The sequence below is a fragment of the Pseudomonas sp. SL4(2022) genome, from assembly GCF_026625725.1.
In the GTDB taxonomy this organism is placed as follows: Bacteria; Pseudomonadota; Gammaproteobacteria; order Pseudomonadales; family Pseudomonadaceae; genus Aquipseudomonas.
In genome coordinates this window covers 2,977,846-3,003,492 of record NZ_CP113060.1, presented here as the reverse complement: position 1 = coordinate 3,003,492, position 25,647 = coordinate 2,977,846, and the positions used below count along the sequence as shown (strand labels likewise).

The following is a 25,647-nucleotide window of genomic DNA, read 5'->3' as shown; positions in this document are numbered from 1 at the left end:
GCGGACATTCCAGGCAGCAGAAAAATAGAATCAACAAGGGGCTAGCGGCTAGCTGGCCCCAAGTCGAAACCAGTTAGGCCGAGAAGCCGCCATCAATCATCAAGCTGGCCCCGGTGATGTAACCCGCTTCCGGGCCGGCCAGGTAGGCGACAAAGCCGGCAATTTCTTCTGCCTTACCGAAACGATCCAGCGCCATCAGGCCTTTCAGGAACTCGGCCCCCTCGCCATCGGCTGGGTTCATCTCAGTGTCTACCGGGCCTGGCTGCACATTGTTCACGGTGATGTTGCGTGGGCCCAGGTCGCGGGCCATGCCTTTGGCCAGGCCGACTAGCGCCGATTTGCTCATGGCGTATACCGCGCCGCCGGCCACCGGGATGCGCTCGGCGTTGGTGCTACCGATGTTGATGATGCGTCCGCCATCGGTCATGTGTTTGGCGGCTTCCTGGCTGGCGACGAACACGCTGCGCACGTTGACCGCCAGAGTGTGATCCAGCTGTTCCAGAGTCAGTTCTTCGGTGCTGCCCCAGGCCAGCACGCCGGAGTTGTTGACCAGAATATTCAGGCCGCCGAAGTGCTCGACCGCAGTGCGGATAGCATGTTGCACGGCAGCTGCATCGGCACTGTCAGCTTTGAGGGCGAGTGCCTTGCCACCAGCGGCAGTCACTTCGCTGGCCAGGGCATTGGCCCGCTCGGCGGAGGACACATAGGTGAAGGCCACTGCCGCGCCTTCAGCGGCCAGGCGCTTGACGATGGCTGCGCCGATACCGCGCGAACCGCCCTGGATGAAAGCCACTTTGCCTTGCAGCGTTTGGGTAGTTGTCATGGTGTATCTCCTTTACAAAAAATTAAGTCAGTCGGTCTGACTAAGGTGTGAGCAATCTATTGCCACGCGCCTGGGGCTCGGATTATCGACCGAAGCCGCTCAGCGCGCGATGTTGCGATCAGGAGCGCGGCCCCATGATCTGTTTGAGGACATCGGGACTTGGCGCCCCTCGCTGCTGGCGCAGCTGGCCGCTTTCGTCCGGGTAGAAAATCGCCGGCGTAGCCGCTACGCCCATCTCCGCCATCAGGCCAAGGTTGTTATCGAGCTGCTGCTGGATCGTCACTGGAATCTTCTTCAAACCTTTCAGCTTGCTGGCTTTGCCGGCGGACTCATGCTCATGCAGCGCCGCCTGCTGATCTTTGGCATTGAGCAGGGCTGCGGCCTTCTCGACGCTGTCCTGGCGCAACATGCCGACCATCACGTGGCGGATCTGCACATCACCAGCTTCGACCCAGGGCCGCGCCTGCTTCCAGAACATGTTGCAGTAAGGGCAGTTGGGGTCGGAGAACATATAGATGATGCGCGGTGCCTTGGCGCTGCCGTCGACGATCCAGGTGCTGTTCTCCAGCCTGCTGAGCATTTCCTTGCCCAGCGGCTCGTACACCAGCTTGTCCAACGGCTGGCGCGAGAGGTCTTCACCTTTAGCATTGAGCAGGCTGCCGACCAGCACATGTTGGCCATCCTCCGTCAGGTACAGAGCGACGCCCTGGCCGTTGTAGCGGGCGGCATAGCCTTGCAAGCCGCTCGGAGCATCGAAGCGATCAATGATTTCGGCGCCGCGTGCTTCGACGGCTTTGATCGGCTCGGGCCAATCCTCTGCATGCAACAAGGGCACGGTCAGCATTGTTAATGCTGAAATCATTACGGGGAGATTGATCAGTTTTTTCACGGTTACTGTTCCTTGTTAAATACTTCAAGCGCACGAGCCAGGCTGGCGCGGGAGAGTTCGCCCAGATGGCTGCTAACCTGGCGACCTTCGGCGTCATAGAACAGCGTGCTGGGCAGGGCCATGGAGCCGACGTGCTGGCCCAGGCGGCCGCCGCTGTCGAGCAGTACGTTGTCCAACCCCAGAGCTTCTGCCGCCAGGTACTGGTTAACTACACCCTGGCCTTCGCCCTGGTTGACGAACAGGATGGTCAGCTCCGGGTTATCGCGTTGCGCCTCTGCCAGTACCGGCATTTCGCGGCGGCAAGGCGGGCACCAGGTGGCCCAGAGGTTGACCACCAGTGGTTTGCCGACATAGTCCTCAAGCGCCAAAGTGGCACCGTTACTGTCCCTGAACGAAAGCTCTGGCAAACGCGTGCCTTGCTCCAGGCCGTGTAGGGTCAGACTGCCCAGGCCCCAGCTCACTACGCCGACAGCTAGTGCGCTGGCCAGCGAGGTTCTGATAGTTGGCGTGCGCCAGGCCTGCCAGGCGCCCAGTAGCAGGGCAGCCAACAAACCAGGCCAGGCGATAAAGCCGCCGTCACGGATATCCAACACCTGCCAGGGTTGCTCGCGGTAGTGCCCGAAATACACCGCCACGAACGCCATTCGGGCGACCAGCATGGCCACCAGCAGCAAGCGAAACAGCTGTTTCTCGGGGTTTACCGCGCTGCGCCGGCCGACGTACCAGCCGGTAAACGTCGCCAGCAGCAGGCTGAGCAGCAACAGCACATGGGCGGTGCTGAGTGCCAGCGGCCCGATATTGATCGTTAACATCAACCACGCTCCTGGGTAGTCGTCCATATCTGCAGAAACTGCTCGGCATCCACCGCGCCGGTGATGCGCTGCGAGCGGCGCTCCTCACCATTCGGGCCGATCCACAGCAGAGTGGGCGGGCCCAGCACTTCAAAGCGGCTGAGCAGGGCGCGGCTTGCCGCGTTGCTCTCGGTTACGTCTGGGCGCAGTACGCGAACGCCCTGCAGGCTGGCCTGCACCTCGGGGTTACCGAACACGGTTTTCTCCATGACTTTGCACGACACACACCAGTCCGCGTAGTAATCCACCAGTACCCACTGGCCCTCGGCCTTGGCGGCGGCCAGCTCGCGCTCCAGCGCGGCCGGCTCGTTCAGGTCGATAAAGTGCTGTTCGCTCGGCGCTGCAGCAACGCCCGTGCCGGCATAAACCTTGAGCGGCTGCATAGGGTCGCTGGCACCGCCGGCTGCACCCAACAGCATCGCCATGCCCCAGAGGCCCAGCAGTGCCCCAGCCGCCTTGCTCAGGCTGGTGTGCTGCTGCACCTGACGCGCCAGTTGCAGCAGGGCACTGGCCAGCAGAATCAACAGTGCACCCCATAGGCCCAGCCAGACCGACTCGTCCAGCAGCGGGCGGATCACCAGCAACGCGGTCACCAGGAACAGGAAACCAAACACCACCTTGACCCGATCCATCCAAGCGCCTGGCTTTGGCAAGAAGCGATTACCCAGGGTGACCAGCAACACCAGCGGCGTACCGATACCCAGGCCCAAGGCAAACAACACCAGACCGCCGTGCAGCGCGTCGCCACTCTGCGCGATATACAGTAGGGCGGCAGCCAGCGGTGCGGTCATGCACGGGCCTACCAACAGACCGGAGAACAAGCCGAGCATGCTGGCACCCATCAGGCTGCCACCTTGCTGCTTGCGGCCGGCGTTTTCCAGACGGTCACGCAGGGCCGCCGGCAGCTGCAACTCGAACAGGCCGAACATCGGCAAGGCCAGCAGTACAAACAGCGCGGCAAAGCTGGCCAGCAACCAAGGTTGCTGCAGCAGGCCTTGCAGGTTGGCGCCCATCAGTGCTGCGACCACGCCCAGCGCGGCATACACCAGCGCCATGCTCACCACATAGGCCGAAGCCAGTGCCAAGCCACGTCGCGGCGAGGCACCGCTGCCCACCACAATGCCGGCGAGAATCGGCAGCATCGGCAACGAGCAGGGAGCAAACGCCAGCAGCAGGCCCAGACCGAAGAACACCAGCAGGCTCAGGGCCAGCGTCTGGTTCTGTAGACCGCCAGCCAGTGCCTGGTCTTCAGCAAGGGTGGAGTCCGGTTGGCTTGTCGCACCACTACCAGACAGGTCTATCTGTTGGGTCTGCGGTGGGTAACAAAGCCCTGCATCGGCGCAGCCTTGCCAGCCAATCTGGATGCTGCCGGTGTTGCCAGCAGGCAGGATCAGCTCCAAGCGTTCGCGGTAGATCTGCGAGTCACCGAAGAACTCATCGCTATACGGCAGCCCAGGCGGCAGCTCGGGCTTAACCCCGGCGGGCAGACCGTTGAATTGCAGGCGGTGCTGGTAGAGGTAGTAGCCGGGAGCGATATCCCAGCGCAGCAGGGTTTCACCATTGGCCTGCGGTTCAACGCTGAGCTCAAACGCCTGCTCGGCGGGGAGGAATTCGGCCTGCTGGCTGTTACCCGTCAGCAGTGAGCTGATTGGAAAGCTGGAAGCCTGTACCGGCTGCAGTAGCCAGGCCCACATCAGAGAGAACAGTAGAAGCGTGCGCATGCATAACCACGTCTGTGAATGTCGATGTGCGCAGGATCGCAGTTGGCGGTTAAGTCAGGATTAACGATGTGATAATCGGCGCAAATTGCAGTCGCCGGTTATCATTTCGTGCCCCGCGATAACGGCGGCTTAATCCTGACAACGGATACTTCAAACTCCTCCACGGACTGGTTTCATGTACATATTGCTGACTGAAGACAACGCCCTGATCGCCAGTGGCGTCGTGGCCGGGCTCACCGCCCAGGGCTTTCGCGTGATGCGCGCCGCGACTGCGGCCGAGGCTGAGGCGCTGCTGCGCACGGTGGAGTTCGACGCATTGGTGCTGGATCTGGGCCTGCCGGACGAAGACGGTCTGAGCCTGCTGCGCCGGCTGCGTCAGCGTGGTATGGCGCTGCCCGTGTTGTTGCTGACCGCCCGTGACTCAATAGCCGACCGCGTGTCTGGCCTGCAGGACGGGGCCGACGATTACTTGGTCAAACCCTTCGACCTGCGTGAACTCGCCGCACGCCTGCATGCGTTGTTGCGTCGCGCCGCCGGACGCGCCAGCCCGCAGGTCGAGCACGGCCCGCTGCGTTACGACCCAGTGGCCTGCCAGGCGTTTTTGCACGAGCAACCGGTCGACCTTTCGCGCCGTGAGCAAGTGCTGCTGCAGGCGCTGTTGCAGAGCCCAGGCCGAGTGCTCAGCGGCGAACAGCTGAAGGATGCGGTCTACGGCCTCGACGGTGATGTCGAGAGCAACGCGCTCAACGTGCATATCCACCACCTGCGCCGCAAGCTGGGCAACGGTATTGTCGAGACGGTACGCGGCCTGGGCTACCGCCTGGGGCCAGCCGGGCATGCAACCACTTCTGACGAGAGCAACAGTTCATGAGTTTGCGTCTACGCCTGACCCTTATCCTCGGTTCCGCCTTTGTGCTGCTCTGGTCGCTGGCAGCTGTGTGGATGCTGTTCGATCTGCGTAATCAGTTGACCCTTTCACTCGATCAGCGCCTGGCCTCATCAGCGCGTATGGTCGCAGGATTGCTGGCACAGCTGCCGTCACCCCAACAGGGGGAGTCAGGAACGCCACTCAGCACCGAGCAGCTAGGCATTCCCGAAGGCATCGCCTGCCAGATCAGCTCGGTGCGTGGCGAGATCCTCGCCAGCAGCCGCGCCGCACCGGACAGTGCGTTGGGTGTGGTGGGAAGCGGTTTCCATGAGCGCACCATTGGTGATCTAACCTGGCGCACCTTCACCTTGGTTGAAGGCGACATGCGGGTGACCACAGCAGACCGCCTGGATGAACGCGACACACTCAAACGTTCCATCCTGCTGACTGCCGCCGCTCCGGTGCTTCTGGCCCTGGTCGGCAGCTTGTTGGTGCTCTGGTTTGGCCTCAGTCGCGAGCTGTCGTCTCTGCAGCGCATCCGCCTGGCGCTGGCCCAGCGTCGTGCCGACTGTATCGAACCTCTGCAAATCGAAGGCCTGCCGCAAGAGCTACAACCGCTGGTAGCAACCCAGAATCAGCTGTTTAAGCGTATCGCCCAGGCCATCGAGCGCGAACGCCGGCTCACCGAGGATGCCGCCCATGAGCTACGCAGCCCGCTGACCGCTATCAAGACCCACCTGCAAGTGGCCGGCATGACCGAAGGCGAAACTGCCCGCCAGGCACTGGCCAACGCTGAAGCCGGTGCCGACCGTCTGCACCAGACCCTAGAGCAGTTGCTGCTCCTGGCGCGGGTTGAGGGTCGACTGCCGTTTGACGAAAACCTGCAATACAGTGCCGAACAAGTGGCGCAGATGGCCATCAGCGATACTCATCAGCAGGGTCAGCCAGCTATCGAACTGCAGTTACTCGACTCCAGTGCGCAGCGTCTTTTAGCGATGCCACCAACCTTGGCGATTGCCGCCTTGCGCAACCTACTTGATAACGCCCAGCGCCATACCCCTACCGATACTGCCGTCAGCCTGATCGTGCAAATGCGTGGGGATAAAGTTTGTTTCAGCGTGCGCGATTCGGGGCCAGGCGTAGCTTCGGACAAGCTCGCCCAGCTGACCGAGCGCTTCTGGCGCAACTCCACCGGCGAAGGTAGCGGACTGGGACTTTCCATCGTCAAGGCGATTGCCGAGCGTTGCGGTTGCGAGCTTGAGTTTGTAAACACGGGTAGCGGGCTCTGCGTAAATTTTCTGGTGCCTAGATCACCCCTGGATTCGTAGCCACTCTTGAATGTCCGCTTTTGGCCCAGAGTGTGTAAAAACGCACCGGTAAACTCTTGCTATGATTTCCGAGAATCTCAGCGCAAGGGACGCCCATGAAACGGTTTATCCAGGGTGAACACCGAGGTCAAAGCACCTTACTTCCCGAAAGCCTCGACGATTACGTCAGCGATACCAATCCGGTGCGCGTGGTCGATGTCTTCGTCGACGAGCTTGACTTAGCCACGCTGGGTTTTGATGGCGTCATTCCAGCCGAAACCGGCAGACCTGCTTACCATCCCGCTGTCCTGCTAAAGATCTATATCTACGGTTACCTGAACCGCATCCAATCGAGTCGCCGTCTTGAGCGAGAAGCTCAGCGCAACGTTGAACTGATGTGGCTGACCGGGCGCTTGATGCCCGATTTCAAGACCATCGCCAACTTTCGGAAAGACAACAGCAAAGCCATTCGCGGCGTTTGCCGCCAGTTCGTTTTGCTATGCCAGCAGTTGGGGTTGTTCGGTGAAAGCCTGGTCGCCATCGACGGCAGCAAATTCAAGGCGGTGAACAACCGCGACCGTAATTTTACTAGCGCCAAACTGAAGCGGCGCATGGAAGAAATTGAGTCGAGCATCAATCGTTATTTGGCCACTTTAGATGCTGCTGATCGGCAAGTTCCTAGCGCTTCTGAGTCAGACGCTGCGAGCCTGGAAGAGAAAATAGCCAAGCTCAAAGCGCAGATGAAAGAGCTTCAGGGGATCGAATCTCAGCTCAACAAATCGTCAGACAAACAGGTTTCACTGACCGACCCGGATGCCCGCTCTATGATGACGCGCGGTAACGGCATCGTCGGCTACAACGTACAGACGGCAGTCGACACGCAGCACCATTTGATCATTGCTCACGAGGTTACCAACAGCGGTTCCGACCGTGACCAGCTCAGCTCGATGGCGAAGCAAGCTCGGGAAGCTATGGCCTCAGAAACGCTGTCTGTGGTGGCTGATCGAGGCTATTTCAAAAGCGAAGAAATCTTGGCCTGTCACGACGCCAGCATCACCACCTATGTACCCAAGCCGATGACCTCAGGTGCTAAGGCTGATGGGCGTTTCAATAAGGACGCCTTCATTTATGACGCCGTTAAAAACGAATACACCTGCCCGGCTGGCGAGGCGCTTATTTGGCGGTTTTCCAGCGTAGAGAAAGGCCTAAACATGCACTGCTACTGGAGTTCGAATTGCCAGAGCTGCGCGCTGAAAACGCAGTGCACGCCGAGTAAGCAACGGCGAGTGCGACGCTGGGAGCATGAGGCGGTACTGGACGAAATGCAGCGCCGGTTGAACCAAGCACCAGAGATGATGAAAGTTCGAAAACGGACTGTTGAGCATCCCTTCGGGACGCTCAAACAATGGATGGGCTCGACGCATTTTCTGACTCGCAAGCTGGTTGGAGTGAGCGCGGAGATGAGCCTGAATGTGCTCGCCTACAACTTGAAGCGTGTGATGAAAATCATCGGCATCGCAGGCTTATTGGAGGCAATGGCGGCGTAAAAACCCCGGCTTTCGTTGCGCTAGGAGGCGCTAACGCGCTTTATAAACGCTCTGGAACGTTACCGGTGGTGATCGTGGCAAATACTTGGGCAATCGCCTGTCCAGGAGCGCTGGGCTGCGGCACCCAAGCTACGAAAGTGTTTTTACACACTCTGGGCCGTTAACTGCCTATCGATACCAACAGCAAGTAGCCCTAACAACCATCGCAATGGTGGATGGATAAAGCGACATCCACCCTACGCGCGGAGTTCGGTTACATAACAACTCAGGAAGCCATGCTGGCCACCTGCCATTACCTGATATACCGTTACAACTAGGTCAGGCACGCATCAATGAAGCCAAGGGCTATCACGTGCGGTGACCGAACAAAGGCTTCGGCCCGCTCTCCGGTATGGGTTGACCCACCCCTCTACTTACCTGAAAAGAACTCTACGTAGCTGGCAAAAGGAAAACTGTCATAAAAATAAAAACAATAAATTTGCGCGGAGCAAGTCCAGCCCTGCGCACGAAGCCATCTATACGGGCGTTGGGGCTATTTCTGCTGGGTTGCTTTCTTGGCCCGGTGCAGGCTTCTACCGCAGTGCAACTGACCCTAGGCGGCATAACTGAGTCGGTTGTTTATACCCGTCAGGTGCTCGAGCAGACATTGGAACTCGGGGCACATCCTGTCAATGTGCGAGAGCTTGGCTATCTACCAACGACGCGTCTGGAACTCATGTTGCAACGTGGCGATATCAGCGTACTGTTCCTTGGGCCGACGGCCGAGCGTGATCACAGGTTTCTGCCCGTGCGGGTGGATATGACCGACAACCTTGTTAACAAGCGCATCTTGTTCATTCCCAGAGGTAGCCAGCCGCTGTATGACCCCGTGCAGAACCTGGAAGACTTCCGCGCTCTGCAGTATGTGGCAGGTATGGGCAAGGACTGGGCGGATAGCGCCATCTGGAAGGCCAATGGCCTTCCGGTGGCGACCATTGATGGTGACTGGAAACGGCTCTATCGCATGGTGGCTTCACAGTCGCGGCGGATCGACTATCTACCCCGCGGTGCTCACGAAATAGCTCTCGAATGGATGCAGCACGCCGATCTGGAGGTGGAGCAGAACCTGGCATTCACCTACACGCAGGATCACATTCTTTACGTCTCGCCAGCGCGTCCGGAGTTGCATCTGTTGTTACAAGAGCTGCTACCGCAGGCTGAACGAATGGGTCTGATAAGCCGTCTGGCCAGGGCTCACTACCATGAGGTCTTCGAGCCGCCCATCAACCTTCAACAACGGCGAGTCATTCGCTTGGAAATGCCAGCTAGTAGCGAGTAGCCCGGACAACCAACGCAATGATGGATGCCTAAGGGACATCCACCCTTGCGCTCGATGCTCTGGCGTCCCGCTGAGCGATCTTTGACCGCAATGACGCAGAACGTTTAAGGCTTGCGGCCACGAAGAGCCGTGTCGCTTTCGGTAGCTAAACGCCAGCGCACGTACCAACTCAGCCACTATGTCTCAACACTGCTCCACTGTTTGCTCAGGCGTTTGTCGGAGACCGGCAGTTTGGTGCCCAGTTGTTGGGCGAACAGTGACACGCGGTATTCCTCCAGCAGCCAGCGGTAGAGCGTCAGTTGTGGGTCGCGTTTGCCTTCCTGGTTGTGTTTGGCCAGGCGCGCCTGGTACTGCTCCCAGTAGCCGGCCAGCTCGCCGCTCCAGACGCGATCGCGCTGCACCTGGCCGCCAATCTTGTCCAGGCGTTGTTCGATGGCTTTGAGGTAACGCGGCACTTCTTTAAGCCATTGCGCCGGGGTTTCGCGGACGAAACCGGGATACACCAGATGGCTCAGCTGCTGCTTGATGTCGTTGAGCGCCATGGCCTGGGCCAGGTCGATCTTGCCTTTGAAGCGCTTCTGCAGGCCGTGCCAGAGTTTGAGTATTTCCAGGGTCAGTTTGGCCAGGCGCTCGGCCTCAGTGGTCCAGTCGCTGCGTTTGCGTTCGGCCAGGGCGGCCAAGCCAGCACCGTCACGCGGCAGCGGCTCAGCACCTTCAAGGATGCAGCTGTCGAGGCTGGCCAGCAGGATGTCTTCAACCAGCGCGTCAACGCGGCCCAGCTCGCGATAGAGCAGCGCCAGCTCGGTCAGCCCCGGCAGTTTGCCGCGCAGCCATTTACCTTGATCGGCCAGTTGTTGCAGCAGCAAACGCTGCAGGGCGCGGCGATGCTGGAATTCGGCTTCGGCCAGGGTCGGGAAGCGCCCTTCCTTGACCACGCCGCCCTCTTCCACCAGCGCCGGGTAAACGGTCATGGACAGGCCGGCGACCTGCTGCTGAGTCTTGGCCGCCACTTCGCTAAAGGCCTTGGCTTCCACCGGTTGCTGGCTCTTGGCGGTTTTCGGCAAGGCCAAACCGGCTTGGGTGGCTTCGCTAAAGCGTGCGGTCAGCTCGGCCAAATCGCGGCCTTCCCCCAGGGGTTTGCCCTGGTTGTCGACCACTTCGATGTTCATGCGCAGGTGGCCTTCGAGCTGCGCGGCGGACTCGGCCCACGCCTCGTCACTCACGCGTGCACCGGTCATGCGCGTCAACTCGCGGCCCAGAGCCTCGGGCAGGCTGCCATCAGCAAAACTGATCTTGTCCAAAGCAGCGCCGACAAAGTCCGGCACGGGGACAAAGTTCTTGCGCAGCGCCTTGGGCAGACCACGCACCAGGGCCATGCATTTAGCTTCCAGCAGCCCTGGCACCAACCACTCCAGCCGCTCGGGCGGCAGTTGCGGCAACAGCGGCGCCGGCACGCGCAGGGTCACGCCGTCACGCGGGTGATTGGGCTCAAAGTGATAGGTGAGCGGCAAGGTCAGTTCACCCAGGCGCAGGGTGTCCGGGTACTGCGCGGCGGTGACTTCCTTGGCATCACGGGCCAACACATCCTCTTCACGCATCAGCAGCAGCTGCGGATTCTTGGCGCTTTGCGTTTTGTACCAGCTGTCGAAGGTGGCGCTCTGGTAGATGTTCGCCGGCAAGCGCGCCTCGTAGTAAGCGAACAGCGTTTCCTCGTCGGCGAGGATGTCACGCCGGCGCGCCTTGGCTTCCAGCTCGTCGAGTTTTTCCAGCAGCTGGCGGTTGGCCGTCAGACACGTGGCGCGCGAGTTGATCTCGCCACCCACCAGGCCCTCGCGGATAAACAGCTCGCGCGAGGCCACGGGATCAACCGGACCGAAGTGCACCGGACGGCGACCGACCACGATCAGGCCGTACAGGCTGATTTGCTCGAAGGCTACAACCTGGCCGCGCTTCTTCTCCCAGTGCGGTTCCAGATGGTTTTTCTTGATCAGGTGGCCGGCCAGCGGCTCGATCCAGTCCGGTTCGATTTTGGCGACCATACGCGCGAACAGCTTGGTGGTTTCCACCAGTTCGGCAGCCATTAGCCAGCTGGGTTTCTTGCGGCCGATCACTGAGGACGGATGCACCCAGAAGCGCCGCTGACGAGCACCGAGGTAATCGCCGTCTTCGGTCTTTTGGCCGATCTGGCTGAGCAAGCCAGCGAGAATTGCCTTGTGCACGGCGGCGTAGCCTTTGGCTTTTTGCGCGGCCTGGTCTTTTTCGGCCAGCTCTTTTTCTTTCTGCGCAGCGGAGAGCTGGGGTGTGGCATTGCGGCGATGACTTTCTGGGCTCGAAGGCTTAGTTGCCTGAGCGCCCGAATCGCCAGCAAGCTGGCTCCTACCCTTCGCGTTGTCACCTGAAGACAGCTGCAAATCACGGCTAATCAGCACCAGCTGACGGTGCGCGTCGCGCCATTCGCGCAGGCGCAAATAATTCAGGAAGTTCTTCCGGCACCAACTGCGCAGGGCGCTGGAGCCGAGGGCCTGACGCTGTTCTTCAAAACCGCGCCACAGGTTAATCAAGGCGGCGAAGTCGGAATCGACATCTTTCCACTGCGCGTGGGCTTGGTCGGCGGCTTGCTGGCGGTCGGACGGGCGCTCGCGCACATCCTGCACCGACAGCGCGCTGGCGATGATCAGGATTTCCTCCAGGCTGCCCTGCTTGGCCCCTTCCAGCACCATGCGACCCAAGCGTGGGTCCACCGGCAAGCGCGCCAGCTGGCGACCCAACTGCGTGAGCTGACCTTCGCGGCTGACCGCCGAGAGTTCCTGCAGCAGGTTGAAACCGTCGCTGATGGCCTTGCCATCCGGCGGCTCAATAAAGGGGAAGGCGTCGATCTCACCAAGGCGCAGATGAAGCATCTGCAAAATCACCGCCGCCAGATTGGTGCGCAGGATTTCCGGGTCGGTAAAGGCCGGGCGACCGTTGAAATCGTCCTCGCTGTACAAGCGGATGCAGATGCCCGGCTCGACCCGCCCGCAACGGCCCTTGCGCTGGTTGGCGCTGGCCTGGCTGATGGCCTCAATCGGCAAGCGCTGGACTTTGGCGCGGTAACTGTAGCGGCTGATGCGTGCCGTGCCGCTGTCGATCACATAGCGGATGCCCGGCACGGTCAGCGAGGTTTCCGCGACGTTGGTGGCGAGCACTATTTTGCGCGCGCCCATGGGCGCAAAAATCTTCTGCTGCTCGGCCGGGGTCAGGCGCGCATACAGCGGCAACACTTCGGTCAGGCGCAGGTTGGCTTTGCGCAGCACCTCGGCAGCGTCGCGAATCTCGCGCTCGCCGGGCAAGAACACCAACACATCGCCGGGGCGTTTGCCTTCGGCCTTTTCAAAGGCGCTGATTTCATCCAGCGTGGCGAGGATCGCCTGATCGACCGAGAGGTCTTCCTCAACGCGGTTGCCGTCTTCATCCTGCTCGGCGGCCAGCGGCCGGTACCAGGTGTCCACCGGGAAGGTACGCCCGGACACTTCAACAATCGGCGCGCCGCCAAAGTGCTCGGAGAAGCGCTGCAAATCGATGGTCGCCGAGGTGATGATCAGCTTGAGATCAGGCCGGCGCACCAGCAGGGTTTTCAGAAAGCCCAGCAGAAAGTCGATGTTCAGGCTGCGTTCGTGGGCTTCGTCGACGATGATCGTGTCGTACTTTTCCAGGTAGCGGTCGTGCTGGGTTTCCGCCAGCAGGATACCGTCGGTCATCAATTTGATCAGGCTGCGCTCGTTGCTCTGGTCCTCGAAGCGCACCTGATAGCCGACCAGTTCGCCCAGCGGCGTGCCGATTTCTTCCGCCACCCTTGTGGCCACACTGCGCGCAGCCAGGCGGCGCGGCTGGGTGTGGCCGATCAGCCCGTGCACACCGCGGCCCAGCTCCAGGCAGATTTTCGGCAACTGGGTGGTTTTGCCCGATCCGGTTTCCCCGGCGATCACCACCACCTGATGCCCGGCGATGGCGGCTTTGATTTCATCGCGCTTGGCGGCAATTGGCAGCGCGTCGTCGTAGCGCAGGGTCGGCACGCTCAAACGGCGCGCCTCGACCTTGGCCTTGGACGCCTCAAAGCGCTGCAGCCATTGCGCCAGCTTGGCCTCGTCCACCGGCGTTTGCTTGCGCAGCTCCTGCAACTGACGGCGCAGACGAGGACGATCGCCCAGCAGGGTCTGGTCGAGGTTTTTCAGCAGTTGATCAAAAGCGGGCGTGGCGTCGGTCATCGGGTAATCGCGGGGGTGGAGTCAAGGGGAAGAGCAGGAAGGCGGCGATTGTCGCATTTTTGCCTAGGGGAAAACGACCGAAGGGCAGAAAGCAAAAAGCCCATCGGCGATGGGCTTTCTACTGAGGGAATGGGCTTAAACGGCGGACACGTCGTCAGCCTGCAAGCCCTTCTGCCCCTGGGTCACGGCGAACTCGACCTTCTGCCCTTCGAGCAGGGTGCGATGGCCCTCGCCACGGATCGCACGGAAATGCACAAACACGTCCGCGCCGCTCTCGCGCTGAATAAAGCCATAACCCTTGGAATCATTGAACCACTTGACGGTGCCTGTCTCGCGCTCAGCCATTACCTGTATCTCCAGCGTGCAGTTTTTATTGTTTGGCGCGGCCTGCAGGCGAGTGCCCGGCCATCACCGAAAGCCGAGTATAAAACAGCGTTTATGACTGAAAAGCACTTTTTGCAGGAAGGCTACAGGCCATACAGGACAAGCTATGCAGCGATATTCATAAGGTGGAAAGGCGGGCGCGGGATGGGTTAGCCGCACAGCGGCGTAACCCATCACCATGTGCCGAGGTGAAAGCCGACTAGTCGCGCTCAGACCACATCACACCACCAGTGGCCCAGTCGCCTTTTTTGACCTCTTCAAAGATCACATCCACCGCGCTGGCATCGCAGCCAAGCACGTTGGTCGACGCGTCGGTCAGGGCTTTGGCGTACTCGCGTTTGATCTCATCGCTGCGGCCTTCGAATATTTTGACCAGGAGAGTCGGCATCTAATTAATCCTCAAGACAGGTGAAGCAGGACTGGTTAGATCGGTCACGGCGATCCGCTTGGCGCATAGGCGCGAGGGGCATTATGGCGTGAGTTGCGGTTTTTGGCTGCACTGCGCTTAGACCCTGAATTACCGCCTTGGCCGCGATGCTTTATGGCCTTGATCGCGGGCAAGCCCGCGCCTACAGAGACAGAGTGGCAATAGCGTGGGAGGCGCTTTAGCGGCGGGCTTTTAATCGCTTTTATCGCGGCTGCGACTGCATGGATGCAGGAGGTAGGCCGCACCCGCTCCCGGCGGGTCTGCGGCATTCACCACATCCCTGTGGATCGCGAAGCAGGATGCCAGAGCCGAAAGCCCCTCCCACACGGTTCATAAAGAAGCACAAAAACAAAGGGCCGCATCAAGCGGCCCTTTGCAGGCACTAACGGAATCAGCCGTGCTTGCGCCGACGCCACAGCCACAGTGCCAGCACGCCGAGGGTCAGCACCAGCGGCACCAGGGCGATATTGAGGAACTTGAGCGTGCTGCCCAGGGCCTCGATATCGGCATTCAGCTGGTAACGCACATCGCGCAACTCCTTGCGGATCGCCAGTTTCTGCTGCACAAACTGCTGCACCGCGGCTTGCTGCTCGGGCGTCAGTTCCAGGGTTTTGCTCGGGTCCTCGCTCTGCTGCAGGGCGGCGAGTTTTTGCTCGGTATCGGCCAGTTGCGTTTGCAGGGCCTGTTCCTTCTCGCGGAACTTGACCTCGGCCTCACGCTGAATGGCGTCCACCACCTCGAACGGCCGGGTGAAGCGACCGCGCGAACGCACGCTGATCAGGGCTTCGGAACCGGCCAGGTTGTCCAGGGCGTTGATCGCAAAGCCGGCGTTGTCTGCCCACGGCTGCGGGATGCGCTGGCCGAAGAAATCCTGCACCTGCACCCACATGCGGTCGGTGAGCATGTCGGTGTCGGCCACAACGATCACGTTGATGTTATCGGCCTGTTTGAGGCCATCCTTCTGCCCCTCGATACCATCAGGGAAGGCCGTTTGTGCCGGACCACTGATGCGCGCCGCCAGGGTGTAGCGCTCGCCGGTGGGTTTGAGTTCGCGGATCAGCTCTTCCGGGTTGGCCAGCATGCCGAAGCGTTTGACATCAAACGGCATGGCGTACTGCGAGCTGCGCACCAGTGGGATGAACTGGGTTTTCGCGCCGTCCAGCGGTTCCAGCATGCCGGCGGTGGCCACCGTGATGGTTTCCAGCGAGGCGGTGCTGATGTCGTCCTTGTCCAGGGCGTTTTTCGGCAGGCTCAGCCAGGCAGCGTGACGCACCGGACGCTGACCTTCACCCATGCTCACCGACATGGCGTAGGAACCGTCGCCGAGCACCTGGTCCGGCACCATGCGCAAGCCCCAAGCCTTGAACAGTGCGGGCAGGTCGGACGCTTTGTCGACCACCATCTCGCCGGGCATTTCGGCCTGGTTATCGGCCTCGCTGAACGGATCGACGAAGGTCAGCAACTTGCCGCCGCGCAGGACGAACTGGTCAATCGCATACAGGGTCTGCTCGGGCAGCTGCTTGGGGTGGATCAGCAGCAGCACCGAGACCTTTTCCGGGATCAGGTCGACATCGCGCTTGAGGCTTTCGATCTGGAACAGCTGACGAATTTCCTCGATCAGCATCCAGGCCGGTGTCGGCTGACGCGCGGCCATGTCGAAACCACCATTGACCTGCAAGCCAGACAATACGCCGACCACCGGCCGCTCGGGCTTGGCCAGGCTCTGCACCAGACGGCTGAGTTCGTATTCGAGGAACTCTTCCTGATCCAGGGCGAAGAACGGGATCACCTGGGTCTGGCCTTCGGCATTTTTGCCGGCCAGGCCGAAGTAGATCGAGTCGCCGCCCTGCTGCAGTGGAATACCCTGCAGGCCGAACTCAGCGGCCTTGTCTTCGTCCTCGGAAAACGGCGCCGGATCAATGATCGTCAGCTTGAGCTTGTCACCGGCCTCGCGCTGGTAGGCCTTGAGCATTTCCTCGACGCGCTTGGCATAGGTGCGCAGCGCCGGCAGGTCCTTGGTCGCGGTGTCGGAGTAGAAGAAGTTCAGCTCCACCGGCTCGTCCAGTTCGGCGAGAATCTGCTCGGTGCCGCTGGAGAGGGTGTAGAGCTTCTGCTCGGTCAGATCCAGACGTACGCCACTGAGGCTGACGCTGGAGAACAGGTTGAAGGCAAGAAACGCCAGGGCAATGAGTGCAAGCCCGGCGCTGGAAACCATCAGCTTTTTCATGGGCGGCCTCAGTCAGCTTTCTTCAGATCGATAACCACCGCCGTTGCCGCCAACCAGGCGGCAATCAGGGTGAGGAAATACAGCAGGTCGCGCAAGTCGATCACGCCCTTGCTGATCGCATCGAAACGGGTCAGGAAGCTCAGGGAAGCCACCGCATCCACGAACCATTGCGGTGCCCAGCCACTGAAACCGTCGAGCACCATGGGGAAGCCGCTGACGATAAACAGGAAGCACACGCTGACGGCCAGGATAAAGGCGATCACCTGATTCTTGGCCAGTGCCGACATGCACGAACCAATGGCCAGATAAGCCCCGGCCAGTAGCCAGCTGCCGATGTAGCCGGTGATGATCGCGCCGTTGTCCGGCTCACCGAGGTAATTGACGGTGATGATCATCGGGAAGGTCAGCAGCAGCGCCAGGCCGGCAAACACCCAGGCGGCGAGGAACTTGCCGGTCACCGCGTCAAAGCGGGTGATCGGCAGGGTCATCAGCAGCTCGATGGTGCCGCTCTTGCGCTCCTCGGCCCACAGGCGCATGGCAATCGCCGGCACCAGAAACAGATACAGCCAGGGGTGGAAATTGAAGAACGGCGCCAGGTTGGCCTGACCGCTCTCAAAGAAACCGCCCAGGTAAAAGGTGAACACCCCGGACAGTACCAGAAAGATCAGGATAAACACGTAGGCCAGCGGCGTGGCGAAGTAGCTCGCCAACTCGCGCTTGAAGACCACCGATAACTGACTCATACCACCTCCCCACGGGTCAGGCTGCGGAACACTTCATCCAGCCGCCCGCGTTCAACATTCAATTCACGCACCTTCCAGCCGCGCTCGACGATCAGCGCATTGACCTGCGGGAAAATCACCTCGCCCGGTTTGGCCAGCACGCTCAAGCTGTGTTCCGGGGTGTTTTCTTCCACCCCGGCCACGCCCGGCAGTGCCGCCAGCGCGGTTTGATCCAACGCCTCATCGGCCACCAGGGTGACGGCCTGGTGATAACGTGAGCGGCTTTCCAGCTCCAGCGGCGCGCCATCGGCCAGCAGCTTGCCGTGAGCGATGACCACCGCACGGGTGCACACGGCCGAGACTTCTTCGAGGATGTGGGTGGAAATGATCACGATCTTGTCGTGGGCCAGGCTCTGGATCAGCTTGCGCACCTGGTGCTTCTGGTTGGGGTCGAGGCCGTCGGTGGGCTCGTCGAGAATCAGCACCTTGGGGTCATGCAGAATCGCCTGGGCCAGACCGACGCGGCGCTTGAAGCCTTTCGACAGGGTTTCGATGCTCTGTTCCAGCACGGCTTCCAGCTCGACCTGAGCGACCGCCTTGGCCACCCGTTCACGCTTCTCGATGCCCTTGAAACCGCGCACCTCGGCGATAAATTCGAGGAAGCTGCGCACCGTCATATCGCCGTAGCACGGCGCGCCTTCGGGCAAATAACCGATCTGCCGCTGGGCGTTGAGGGTGTCTTTCTGGATATCGAAACCGAGAATGCTGGCTGAGCCTGATGTCGGCGCCAGAAAGCCGGTGAGCATCTTCATGGTGGTGGATTTGCCGGCCCCGTTAGGGCCGAGAAAGCCCAGCACTTCACCGGGCTTAACACTGAAGGACAGGTCGTCAACAGCCGTGTGCTGCGCAAAACGCTTGGTTAGGTTTTTTATTTCGATCATGGCCTCTCACCATTGCGGTAACAGGCCCTGCTTGCAGCCGGGCAGGCGCAAGCCGGGCGCGCTTAAATGCCGGCGGACTATAAGGAGTCACGCGCGGCCAGCGCAAGCCAAGAACCGGAGAGTCATGTATCAGTTCGCTACAGCGCCGCCCGACGCTGGCTGCTTAGCAACCGGCGCCGGGCTAGATCGCAGATCTAGAGAGAGCCGCGCAGGGCTTTTTCGAAAAGCTGACTGTATTGCGCAGCGGTAAAAGCAATCGGGTTGGTGCCGGCAGAAGGATCGACCTCAGCCATCTGCCCGACCTGCTCGATACGCGTGTCATCAATACCAATTTCGCCCAGGCTATGCGGGATACCGACCTGCTCACGCAACGCCATCACCCACTCCAGCACGCCATTGAAACCGGGCTTGGCCAGATCCAGGTAGCGCGCTATTTTCTCCATCTGCGGCTCAATGCGCTCACGGTTGGCGACCAGCACATAGGGCATCAGCACCGCATTGAGCAGGCCGTGGTGGGCGTCGTACAGCGCGCCCAGCGGGTGGGCCAGGGCATGCATGGCGCCCAGGCCGCGCTGGAATGCCGTGGCGCCCATGCTGGAGGCCACCAGCATCTGCAGACGCGCTTCCACATCACCTCCGTGCGCCACGGCGCGTGGCAGGTAGTGCTGCACCAGACGCATGCCTTCCAGGGCGATGCCCTCGGCCATAGGATGGAACAGCGGTGAGCAGAACGCCTCCAGGTTATGCGACAGCGCGTCCATACCGGTGGCAGCGGTGATCTTGGTTGGCAGGCCGAGGGTCAGTTCCGGGTCGAGGATCACCAGCGCCGGCAGCATGCGTGCGTGAAAGATGATGCGTTTTATATGCGCGGCATCGTCAGTGATCACCGAGGCGCGCCCCACTTCCGAGCCAGTGCCGGCGGTAGTCGGCACCGCCACCACCGGGGCCATGCCGGCAACATTGACGCGGTTGCAGTTGTCGCCGATGTCCTCGAAGTCCCACAGCGGCCGGTCCTGGCCAACCATCAGGGCAATCGCCTTGCCGGCATCCAGCGCCGAACCGCCGCCAAAGGCGATCACCCCGTCATGCTTGCCGGCCTTGAATGCGGCCACCCCATCCATCACGTTCTGCCCGGTGGGGTTGCCCCTGATGCCATGAAACAACCCGACCTTGAGGCCATCATCACTGCAGTGCAACAGCGCCCGTTCGATCATCGGCAAAGCGGCCAGGCCGGGGTCAGTAACCAGCAGTGGCGCGCTCATGCCCAGTTGCTGACAGGCAGCCGGCAACTCGCGGGCACGACCAACACCGACGCGCACCGAGGTCGGGTAGTTCCAGTTCATACGGAAGTGATTCAGGTCCATGGCGCGCCTCACAGCTTGGTTTTCAGATGAAAGGATTTCGGCCGGGTGACCTGCTCGAAGCCGACGCTGGACAGGGTGCAACCGCGCCCGGATTTTTTCACCCCGGTCCAGGCCAGCGCCGGGTCGAGGTAGTCACAGCGATTGAGAAACACCGTGCCCGCCTCCACCCGTTCGGCCAGGGCCATGGCGGCGTCGACATCACGGCTGAAGATGGCGGCCGTCAGGCCGAACTCGCTGTCGTTCATCAGCGCCAGGGCTTCTTCATCATCCTTGACCTTCTGAATACCCACCACCGGGCCGAAGGATTCTTCGGTCATCACGCGCATGCCATGGTGCACATTGGTCAGCACTTGCGGCGCGAGGTACTGCGAGCCGGGATGGTCCAGGGCAAAATCGGCCGGTACCAGATGAGCAGTGGCCCCCTGCTCGATGGCATCGTGGATCTGCCCACGCACGAAGTCCGCCGCCTCGGCACGCACCAGTGGGCCTAACGTGGTGTCCGGATCGTCGGAGCGACCCAGCTTGTACTGCTTGACCAGCGCCACCGCCTGCTCGACGAAGGCGTCATACAGCGATTCGTGCACGTAGATGCGCTCGATACCGCAGCAGGATTGCCCGGAGTTGAAGAACGCGCCATCAATGCTGGTTTCCACCGCGTGAGTCAGGTCGGCGTCGGCGCGCACATAGGCTGGGTCCTTGCCACCCAACTCCAGACCGATGCTGAGAAAGCGCCCCACCGCCACCCGTTCGACCATGGTGCCGCCGGGCACCGAGCCGGTGAAGGCCACGTGATTGATACTCGGTGCCTGAATCAATGCCTCGGTTTCGCCGTGGCTCAGGTGCAGGTACTGAAACACCCCATCTGGCAGACCGGCCTCACTGAAGGCTTCGACCATACGTTCGGCGCATAGCGGAGTTTGCGCCGAGTGTTTCAGTAGCACCGCATTGCCGGCCAGCAGTGCCGGCATCACCGCGTTTACCGCTGTCAGGTAGGGGTAGTTCCAGGGCGCGATCACCAGCGCCACGCCCAGCGGCTCGCGGCGGATAAAACGAATAAACCCGGGTTTTTCCGGTACCTGGATATCCGCCAGGGCCTTCTCGGCAATATCGGCCATATAACTGGCACGTTCGACAAAGCCGCGTACCTCGCCGGCGGCATAGCGGATCGGCCGCCCCATCATCCAGCACAGTTCTTCAGCCAGCTGAGTTTCCTTGGCGGCGAAGGCGGCAATCGCCTTGCGCCCGATGGCGATGCGCTCGGCCAGTGGCGTGTTTTTCCAGGCCTGCTGCGCCAGTTCGGCCTTGGCCAGGGCCGCCTGAATTTCCGGATTGGAGGCCAGATGGCGCTCGACATACACCGAGCCGTCGATGGGAGAAATGCATTGCAGTTTGCTCATTGCTTGCACCTTAGAATCCTGTCGCGAACAACAGGAGGTCTGCTGTGACTCTACAAGCCTGGATCTCGTATTGGCGGATGACGCTTTATCCATCCACCAATACGCGAGTAAAGGAAAACACCCCCCTCCACCCAACCCAGCGCCTCTAGCCCCTGTGTCTATTGGTGCCTGCCGCGAGGCAGCGCATCAGATAATTTCGAAGTAGCGATCCAGTTCCCAGTCGCTGACATGCCGGCGGTATTCGCGCTCTTCCCATTCACGGCTGGCGGCAAAGTGCTCGACAAATTCATCACCAAACAGCTCCCGCGCCGCCGTCGAGGCTTTCAGCCGTTGCGCGGCATCCCACAGGGTGCGTGGCAGGGCCAGCGCCTCGGGGTGCTTCATGGCGTAGGCGTTGCCCACCACCGGCGCGGTCGGCTCCCATTGCTGCATCACCCCGTACAGACCAGAGCCAAGCGCCACCGAGAGGGCCAGAAACGGATTGCCGTCGGCTGCACCCAGGCGGTATTCCTGACGTTGGGATTTGTCGCTGCCGGGAATGACCCGCAGCGCAGCGGTGCGGTTTTCCACGCCCCAGGTGGCATCCGTGGGTGCCCAGAAACCGGGGATCAGCCGGCGGTAGCTGTTCAGCGTCGGCGCCACCATGCAGAGAAGTTCCGGCATCAGGCGCTGCTGACCGGCCAGAAAGTGGCGCTGAATCGTGCTCATGTTGTGCGCCTGGCTCGGGTCATAGAATGCCGACTTACCACTGGCCAGATCGCGCAGGGAGACATGGATATGCCCACTCTGCCCTGGATACTTGCCCGACCACTTGGCCATAAAGGTGGCCATCAGACCGTTGCGCTGGGCCAGTACCTTCATAAAGGTCTTGAACAGTGCACCCTTGTCAGCCGCAGCTTCGGCGCGATCATAGGCAATCGCCGCCTCCAGCACGCCGGGACCGGTCTCGGTGTGCAGGCCTTCAATGGGGAAATCCATGCGCTCGGCCATTTCGAGAATCTCGTGGTACAGCTCGGCATGCACCGAGTTGCGAATCATCGAGTAGCCAAACCAGTCCGGGGTAAAGGGTTTGAGGTTGCGAAAGCCCTTCTCGCGGGCCGACTCCGGGGTTTCATCGAACATGAAGAATTCATATTCCAACGCCGCAAACGCATCAAAACCCATGGCCTTGCAGCGCTCGGCCACCCGGCGCAGCGTGCCGCGCGGGCAGACTTTTTCCGCCGCTTCGGCAAACTCGCAGATAAACAGCAACATGCCGTTCTCGAAGGGCAACTCACGGCAGGTGTGCGGCAACACCCGCACCGGGGCATCCGGGTAACCCGTGTGCCAGCCGGTGTACTGGGCGTTGTCGTAGAGCTGGTCCTTCACGTCCCAGCCGAGTACCACATCGCAGAAGGCAAAGCCGCTGTCGAGGGCAGAAAAGAACTTGCTGCGGCAGAGGTATTTGCCGCGCATCACGCCATCGTTATCGAACACCCCAACCTTGATATGGCTAAGGCCGCGCTCTTCGACAATACGCTTGGCATCCTGAACGGTTTTCACGTCTCGCGGATTGAGCATAAATGCACCTGTGTCTTGTTGTTATGACTGTCGTTATGGCCGACATCCAGGGCAACAACTGAGTTTCAAGCGCATCCCCACAACCACCGCATAACGCGCCCAGACTGCCACCCAACGTCTGTTAGAACACCCGGTAAAAAGCCTGTTGAGTGTGGTACAGGATTGGACAGTTGGCTGACTGATCCGTGAAAATCGATGCCAATGCATCCGCAACCATGCGCCTGAGCTTCACCACCAGTGCTGGCGGTAGTAGTTAGAGCTGTCCATGCACAGCTTGAACAGGGTTTTCAGGTGCTCGGGCACCTCGACCCATTTGTCCGAGTTGGCAAAGTAGGAACCGCACTAAAAGAAGGTCTTGCTGATTGAGGAGTACAGCAGCACGCCGAGAATGGCGAAGACCAGGGACATGGCGAAGCGCCCGATAACGCGGTTGAGCGCCTACACTGCGTGCACAAACAGCCTGATGGCCTTGGGCATACCGCACCTGCCGAATAATTGTTATTCCGAGAGCCTAGAGCAAGATGGCATAAAGCCAATCAGCGCAAAGAGCGTAAGCACAAAGCACGTCAGCTCTTTTATGCGGGCAATCTCTCTCGAAGTATCAGCAGCTTAGTGTGCGGCCCACAACTGCGGAAACCCCGCCTAGCCATCTAGAAACCCCATCAGCACCGCCACGGTGCGCGCAGGGTCCTCTTCTTGGGGCACATGGCCCAGGTCGTCGAACAGCACCAGGCGACTGCCCTGGATATCGCGGTTGAAGCGCTCGGCGTTGTCCGGCGGAATCAATTCATCGCGGCCGCCCCAGATAATCAACGTCGGCACCTTGAGCTCAGCAATACGCGTATAGCTCTGCCCCGCTTCGGCCTGAATAAAGCGCTGACGCAAGGCTTCACGGTTGCCGGCGCGCAAGGTCAGCTCGTAGTAACGGTCGATCAGTGCATCGCTGACCTTGCTCGGGTCGCCATAAACGTTGCGAATGCTTGATTCGATCATCGGCCGGGGCAGCAGGTTGGCCATCACCGGCGCCAGCGCGGGAATCTGCGCCAGACGAAAACCGATGGGGATAGAGGTGGCATTGCGCGGGTAACCGGCCGCATCCACCAGCACCAGCCGCTCAACGCGCTGCGGATGGTCAAGGGCAAACTGCCAGGCCAGTTGCCCGCCAAAACTGTTGCCCGCCACCACCGCACGCGGCACCTGCAACTGATCCAGCACATGGCCGAGAAAGGCGCTGTAGTGGGCCATGCGGTAATCGCCATCAGGGAATGGCCCGGTCAGGCCGAAGCCTGGCAGATCAAGGCTGATCACCCGACGCTTAGTCTGCAACGCCGCCACCCAGCCTTCCCAGGTGTGCAGGCTGGCCGAGGTGCCGTGCAGCAGCAAAATCGGCGCGGGGTCATCCCGCGGGCCTTGGTCACGCAGGTGCACCAGCATGCCGTCAACCGCCACAAACTGCGACGGTGGCAAAGCCCAGCGCGGCTTGAGGTCCGCCACGGGGCGATCAGGCGCCCAGTTCCAGGCAACCGCAGCGGCCAGGCTGATCAGCACCAACAAGACAACGGATACAGCAATCGGTGCAACACGCTTCATGGTCGATACCTGATGACGGGGCACTGGCAATACTAGTCAACGAGGCGCAGCTTGCCTGCAGAGCGCCGGATATCAATCGACACAAGCGGCCGATACCGGACGAAAAAGCTATGTAGCCATTGCGTGTTGTGAGGCGATAAACCGTAGGTTGGTGTTGAGCGCAGCAAAGCCCAACAGGCCGCTGCATGTCTCGTTGGGCTTCGTCGCGTTGCTCCTCAACCCAACCTACCCGTGCACCCGATATGCAGACGAAAAAAAGCCCCGATGTGCCGGGGCTTGAGGAGTGTTGCACCGTTTTGCGGTGCACACGATAAAACCAATAGTTACACCAGGCTGGTCAGCGCATCGCGGCTAAACGGCAGAATGTCCTGCTCGCGGCCATCACGCACTTTCACCGCCCAATCCGGGTCAACCAGCAGGGCACGGCCTACAGCCACCAGGTCGAACTCCTGCTTGTTCAGGCGCTCCAGCAGGTTTTCCAGGCTGGCCGGCTGGGCCACCTTGTCGGTGTTGACCATGAACTGCAGGAACTCACCATCCAGGCCGACGCTGCCAACGGTGATGGTTGGTTTGCCGGTGAGCTTGCGCGTCCAGCCGGCCAGGTTGAGGTCCGAGCCTTCGAACTCCGGCTCCCAGAAGCGGCGCGTCGAGCAGTGGAAGATGTCCACGCCAGCATCGGCCAGCGGCTTGAGGAAGGCCCCCAGCGCTTCCGGCGTTTGCACCAGACGCGCGGTGTAATCCTGCTGTTTCCACTGCGAGAAGCGGAAGATGATCGGGAAGTCCGGACCGACGGCAGCGCGCACGGCCTGGATCAGTTCAATGGCAAAACGCGAGCGCTGCGCCAGGTCACCGCCGTAGGCGTCGGTGCGCTTGTTGCTGCCTTCCCAGAAGAACTGATCAACCAGGTAGCCGTGGGCACCGTGGATTTCCACGCCGTCCATGCCAATGGCTTGGGCATCCTTGGCGGCCTGGGCGAAAGCGGCGATCACCTCGTTGATGTCGTCCTGGGTCATGCCGTGCACAACCACGTTACCCTCTTTGATCTTCTCGCTCGGGCCGTAGCCTGGGACGCTGGCGTCCGGCTCGGTACCCAGTTTGCGCACATTGCCCACGTGCCATAGTTGCGGAACGATCTTGCCGCCTTCGGCATGCACGGCATCTACCACTTTCTTCCAGCCGGCCAGGGCGTCTTCACCATAAAAACGCGGCACGTTCGGGTAACCGTTGGCAGCCTTGTGGCCGACGGTGGTGCCCTCAGTGACGATCAGGCCAACACCGGCAGCGGCGCGGCGGCGGTAATACTCGATAACCTTGCTGTTCGGCACGCCACCTGGGGAGAAGGAACGGGTCATGGGCGCCATGACCACACGGGTCGGCAGCGCCAGATTGCCCAGGGTAAAGGGTTGGAACAGCGCTTTAACGGGATCGGTCATCATCATTCCTCGGGGCGGCCAGAACGCCGCAACT

General features: G+C 60.9%; 19 protein-coding genes and 1 pseudogene. 4 read left to right on the top strand and 16 right to left on the bottom strand.

The features are described from left to right. Positions 1 to 73: 73 nt before the first annotated feature. The 4 genes from OU997_RS14155 to dsbD all read right to left on the bottom strand — a co-directional run bounded on the left by OU997_RS14155 (position 74) and on the right by dsbD (position 4,284). Positions 74 to 823, bottom strand: a complete 750-nt coding sequence (locus OU997_RS14155) for a 3-oxoacyl-ACP reductase family protein (protein ID WP_267807167.1) — start codon at positions 821 to 823, stop codon at positions 74 to 76. Positions 824 to 941: 118 nt separating this feature from the next. Next, positions 942 to 1,685: a thiol:disulfide interchange protein DsbG gene (dsbG, locus tag OU997_RS14150; protein ID WP_267809914.1), complete on the bottom strand. Its 744-nt coding sequence runs from the start codon at positions 1,683 to 1,685 to the stop codon at positions 942 to 944. Between the two features lie 29 nt (positions 1,686 to 1,714). Further along, entirely contained in the window at positions 1,715 to 2,524 is an 810-nt protein-coding gene (locus OU997_RS14145; protein ID WP_267807166.1) for a TlpA disulfide reductase family protein, read from the bottom strand. Then, positions 2,524 to 4,284, bottom strand: a complete 1,761-nt coding sequence (gene dsbD, locus OU997_RS14140) for a protein-disulfide reductase DsbD (RefSeq protein ID WP_267807165.1) — start codon at positions 4,282 to 4,284, stop codon at positions 2,524 to 2,526. Before dsbD ends, OU997_RS14145 begins: the two co-directional genes overlap by 1 nt. A gap of 175 nt (positions 4,285 to 4,459) precedes the next feature. Here dsbD and OU997_RS14135 point away from each other — a divergent pair, with 175 nt between their 5' ends. From OU997_RS14135 to OU997_RS14120, 4 genes are all read left to right on the top strand, one after another. Then, positions 4,460 to 5,155: a response regulator transcription factor gene (locus OU997_RS14135; protein ID WP_267807163.1), complete on the top strand. Its 696-nt coding sequence runs from the start codon at positions 4,460 to 4,462 to the stop codon at positions 5,153 to 5,155. Continuing rightward, positions 5,152 to 6,480: a sensor histidine kinase gene (locus tag OU997_RS14130; RefSeq protein WP_267807161.1), complete on the top strand. Its 1,329-nt coding sequence runs from the start codon at positions 5,152 to 5,154 to the stop codon at positions 6,478 to 6,480. Before OU997_RS14135 ends, OU997_RS14130 begins: the two co-directional genes overlap by 4 nt. Before the next feature lie 95 nt (positions 6,481 to 6,575). Then, complete coding sequence (locus OU997_RS14125; RefSeq protein WP_267807159.1) at positions 6,576 to 8,006, top strand: IS1182 family transposase; 1,431 nt, start codon at positions 6,576 to 6,578, stop codon at positions 8,004 to 8,006. Positions 8,007 to 8,586: 580 nt separating this feature from the next. Beyond that, complete coding sequence (locus OU997_RS14120; protein WP_267807158.1) at positions 8,587 to 9,324, top strand: hypothetical protein; 738 nt, start codon at positions 8,587 to 8,589, stop codon at positions 9,322 to 9,324. A 176-nt stretch (positions 9,325 to 9,500) separates the two neighbouring features. Here the strand turns inward: OU997_RS14120 and hrpA are convergent, their stop codons facing one another. The 12 genes and pseudogenes from hrpA to OU997_RS14065 all read right to left on the bottom strand — a co-directional run bounded on the left by hrpA (position 9,501) and on the right by OU997_RS14065 (position 25,613). After that, positions 9,501 to 13,568 (bottom strand): ATP-dependent RNA helicase HrpA, encoded by a 4,068-nt coding sequence (gene hrpA / locus OU997_RS14115; RefSeq protein ID WP_267807157.1) that lies wholly within the window; start codon positions 13,566 to 13,568, stop codon positions 9,501 to 9,503. 135 nt (positions 13,569 to 13,703) lie between these two features. Then, positions 13,704 to 13,913 carry a cold-shock protein gene (locus OU997_RS14110; protein ID WP_090251540.1) on the bottom strand — a complete coding sequence of 70 codons (210 nt, stop codon included), beginning with the start codon at positions 13,911 to 13,913 and terminating at the stop codon, positions 13,704 to 13,706. Positions 13,914 to 14,151: 238 nt separating this feature from the next. Next, entirely contained in the window at positions 14,152 to 14,340 is a 189-nt protein-coding gene (locus OU997_RS14105; protein ID WP_108487110.1) for a 4-oxalocrotonate tautomerase, read from the bottom strand. 430 nt (positions 14,341 to 14,770) lie between these two features. Then, a complete protein-coding gene (locus OU997_RS14100) occupies positions 14,771 to 16,606 on the bottom strand; it encodes a GldG family protein (RefSeq protein WP_108487109.1) in 1,836 nt (611 codons plus the stop codon). A gap of 8 nt (positions 16,607 to 16,614) precedes the next feature. Further along, positions 16,615 to 17,349, bottom strand: a complete 735-nt coding sequence (locus OU997_RS14095) for an ABC transporter permease subunit (protein ID WP_267807153.1) — start codon at positions 17,347 to 17,349, stop codon at positions 16,615 to 16,617. Continuing rightward, entirely contained in the window at positions 17,346 to 18,269 is a 924-nt protein-coding gene (locus tag OU997_RS14090; protein ID WP_267807151.1) for an ABC transporter ATP-binding protein, read from the bottom strand. The genes OU997_RS14095 and OU997_RS14090 overlap by 4 nt, the downstream gene beginning before the upstream one ends. A 194-nt stretch (positions 18,270 to 18,463) precedes the next feature. Continuing rightward, on the bottom strand, positions 18,464 to 19,633 hold the full coding sequence (locus OU997_RS14085) for an iron-containing alcohol dehydrogenase (RefSeq protein WP_267807149.1): 1,170 nt from the start codon (positions 19,631 to 19,633) through the stop codon (positions 18,464 to 18,466). An 8-nt stretch (positions 19,634 to 19,641) separates the two neighbouring features. Continuing rightward, a complete protein-coding gene (locus OU997_RS14080) occupies positions 19,642 to 21,030 on the bottom strand; it encodes an aldehyde dehydrogenase family protein (RefSeq protein WP_267807148.1) in 1,389 nt (462 codons plus the stop codon). Positions 21,031 to 21,216: 186 nt separating this feature from the next. Next, positions 21,217 to 22,590: a glutamine synthetase family protein gene (locus OU997_RS14075; RefSeq protein WP_108487104.1), complete on the bottom strand. Its 1,374-nt coding sequence runs from the start codon at positions 22,588 to 22,590 to the stop codon at positions 21,217 to 21,219. Between the two features lie 231 nt (positions 22,591 to 22,821). After that, a pseudogene (locus OU997_RS21050) lies at positions 22,822 to 22,929 on the bottom strand (C4-dicarboxylate ABC transporter); the annotation flags it as partial. 303 nt (positions 22,930 to 23,232) lie between these two features. Beyond that, on the bottom strand, positions 23,233 to 24,180 hold the full coding sequence (locus OU997_RS14070; protein WP_267807147.1) for an alpha/beta fold hydrolase: 948 nt from the start codon (positions 24,178 to 24,180) through the stop codon (positions 23,233 to 23,235). 323 nt (positions 24,181 to 24,503) lie between these two features. Further along, on the bottom strand, positions 24,504 to 25,613 hold the full coding sequence (locus OU997_RS14065) for an NADH:flavin oxidoreductase (RefSeq protein ID WP_108487101.1): 1,110 nt from the start codon (positions 25,611 to 25,613) through the stop codon (positions 24,504 to 24,506). Between the last annotated feature and the right edge of the window lie 34 nt (positions 25,614 to 25,647).

Coding starts and splice junctions, on each gene's coding strand:
- OU997_RS14155 (WP_267807167.1), bottom strand. CDS start 823: ATGACAACTACCCAAACGCTGCAAGGCAAAGTGGCTTTCATCCAGGGC.
- dsbG (WP_267809914.1), bottom strand. CDS start 1,685: ATGATTTCAGCATTAACAATGCTGACCGTGCCCTTGTTGCATGCAGAG.
- OU997_RS14145 (WP_267807166.1), bottom strand. CDS start 2,524: ATGTTAACGATCAATATCGGGCCGCTGGCACTCAGCACCGCCCATGTG.
- dsbD (WP_267807165.1), bottom strand. CDS start 4,284: ATGCGCACGCTTCTACTGTTCTCTCTGATGTGGGCCTGGCTACTGCAG.
- OU997_RS14135 (WP_267807163.1), top strand. CDS start 4,460: ATGTACATATTGCTGACTGAAGACAACGCCCTGATCGCCAGTGGCGTC.
- OU997_RS14130 (WP_267807161.1), top strand. CDS start 5,152: ATGAGTTTGCGTCTACGCCTGACCCTTATCCTCGGTTCCGCCTTTGTG.
- OU997_RS14125 (WP_267807159.1), top strand. CDS start 6,576: ATGAAACGGTTTATCCAGGGTGAACACCGAGGTCAAAGCACCTTACTT.
- hrpA (WP_267807157.1), bottom strand. CDS start 13,568: ATGACCGACGCCACGCCCGCTTTTGATCAACTGCTGAAAAACCTCGAC.
- OU997_RS14110 (WP_090251540.1), bottom strand. CDS start 13,913: ATGGCTGAGCGCGAGACAGGCACCGTCAAGTGGTTCAATGATTCCAAG.
- OU997_RS14105 (WP_108487110.1), bottom strand. CDS start 14,340: ATGCCGACTCTCCTGGTCAAAATATTCGAAGGCCGCAGCGATGAGATC.
- OU997_RS14100 (WP_108487109.1), bottom strand. CDS start 16,606: ATGAAAAAGCTGATGGTTTCCAGCGCCGGGCTTGCACTCATTGCCCTG.
- OU997_RS14095 (WP_267807153.1), bottom strand. CDS start 17,349: ATGAGTCAGTTATCGGTGGTCTTCAAGCGCGAGTTGGCGAGCTACTTC.
- OU997_RS14090 (WP_267807151.1), bottom strand. CDS start 18,269: ATGATCGAAATAAAAAACCTAACCAAGCGTTTTGCGCAGCACACGGCT.
- OU997_RS14085 (WP_267807149.1), bottom strand. CDS start 19,633: ATGGACCTGAATCACTTCCGTATGAACTGGAACTACCCGACCTCGGTG.
- OU997_RS14080 (WP_267807148.1), bottom strand. CDS start 21,030: ATGAGCAAACTGCAATGCATTTCTCCCATCGACGGCTCGGTGTATGTC.
- OU997_RS14075 (WP_108487104.1), bottom strand. CDS start 22,590: ATGCTCAATCCGCGAGACGTGAAAACCGTTCAGGATGCCAAGCGTATT.
- OU997_RS14070 (WP_267807147.1), bottom strand. CDS start 24,180: ATGAAGCGTGTTGCACCGATTGCTGTATCCGTTGTCTTGTTGGTGCTG.
- OU997_RS14065 (WP_108487101.1), bottom strand. CDS start 25,613: ATGACCGATCCCGTTAAAGCGCTGTTCCAACCCTTTACCCTGGGCAAT.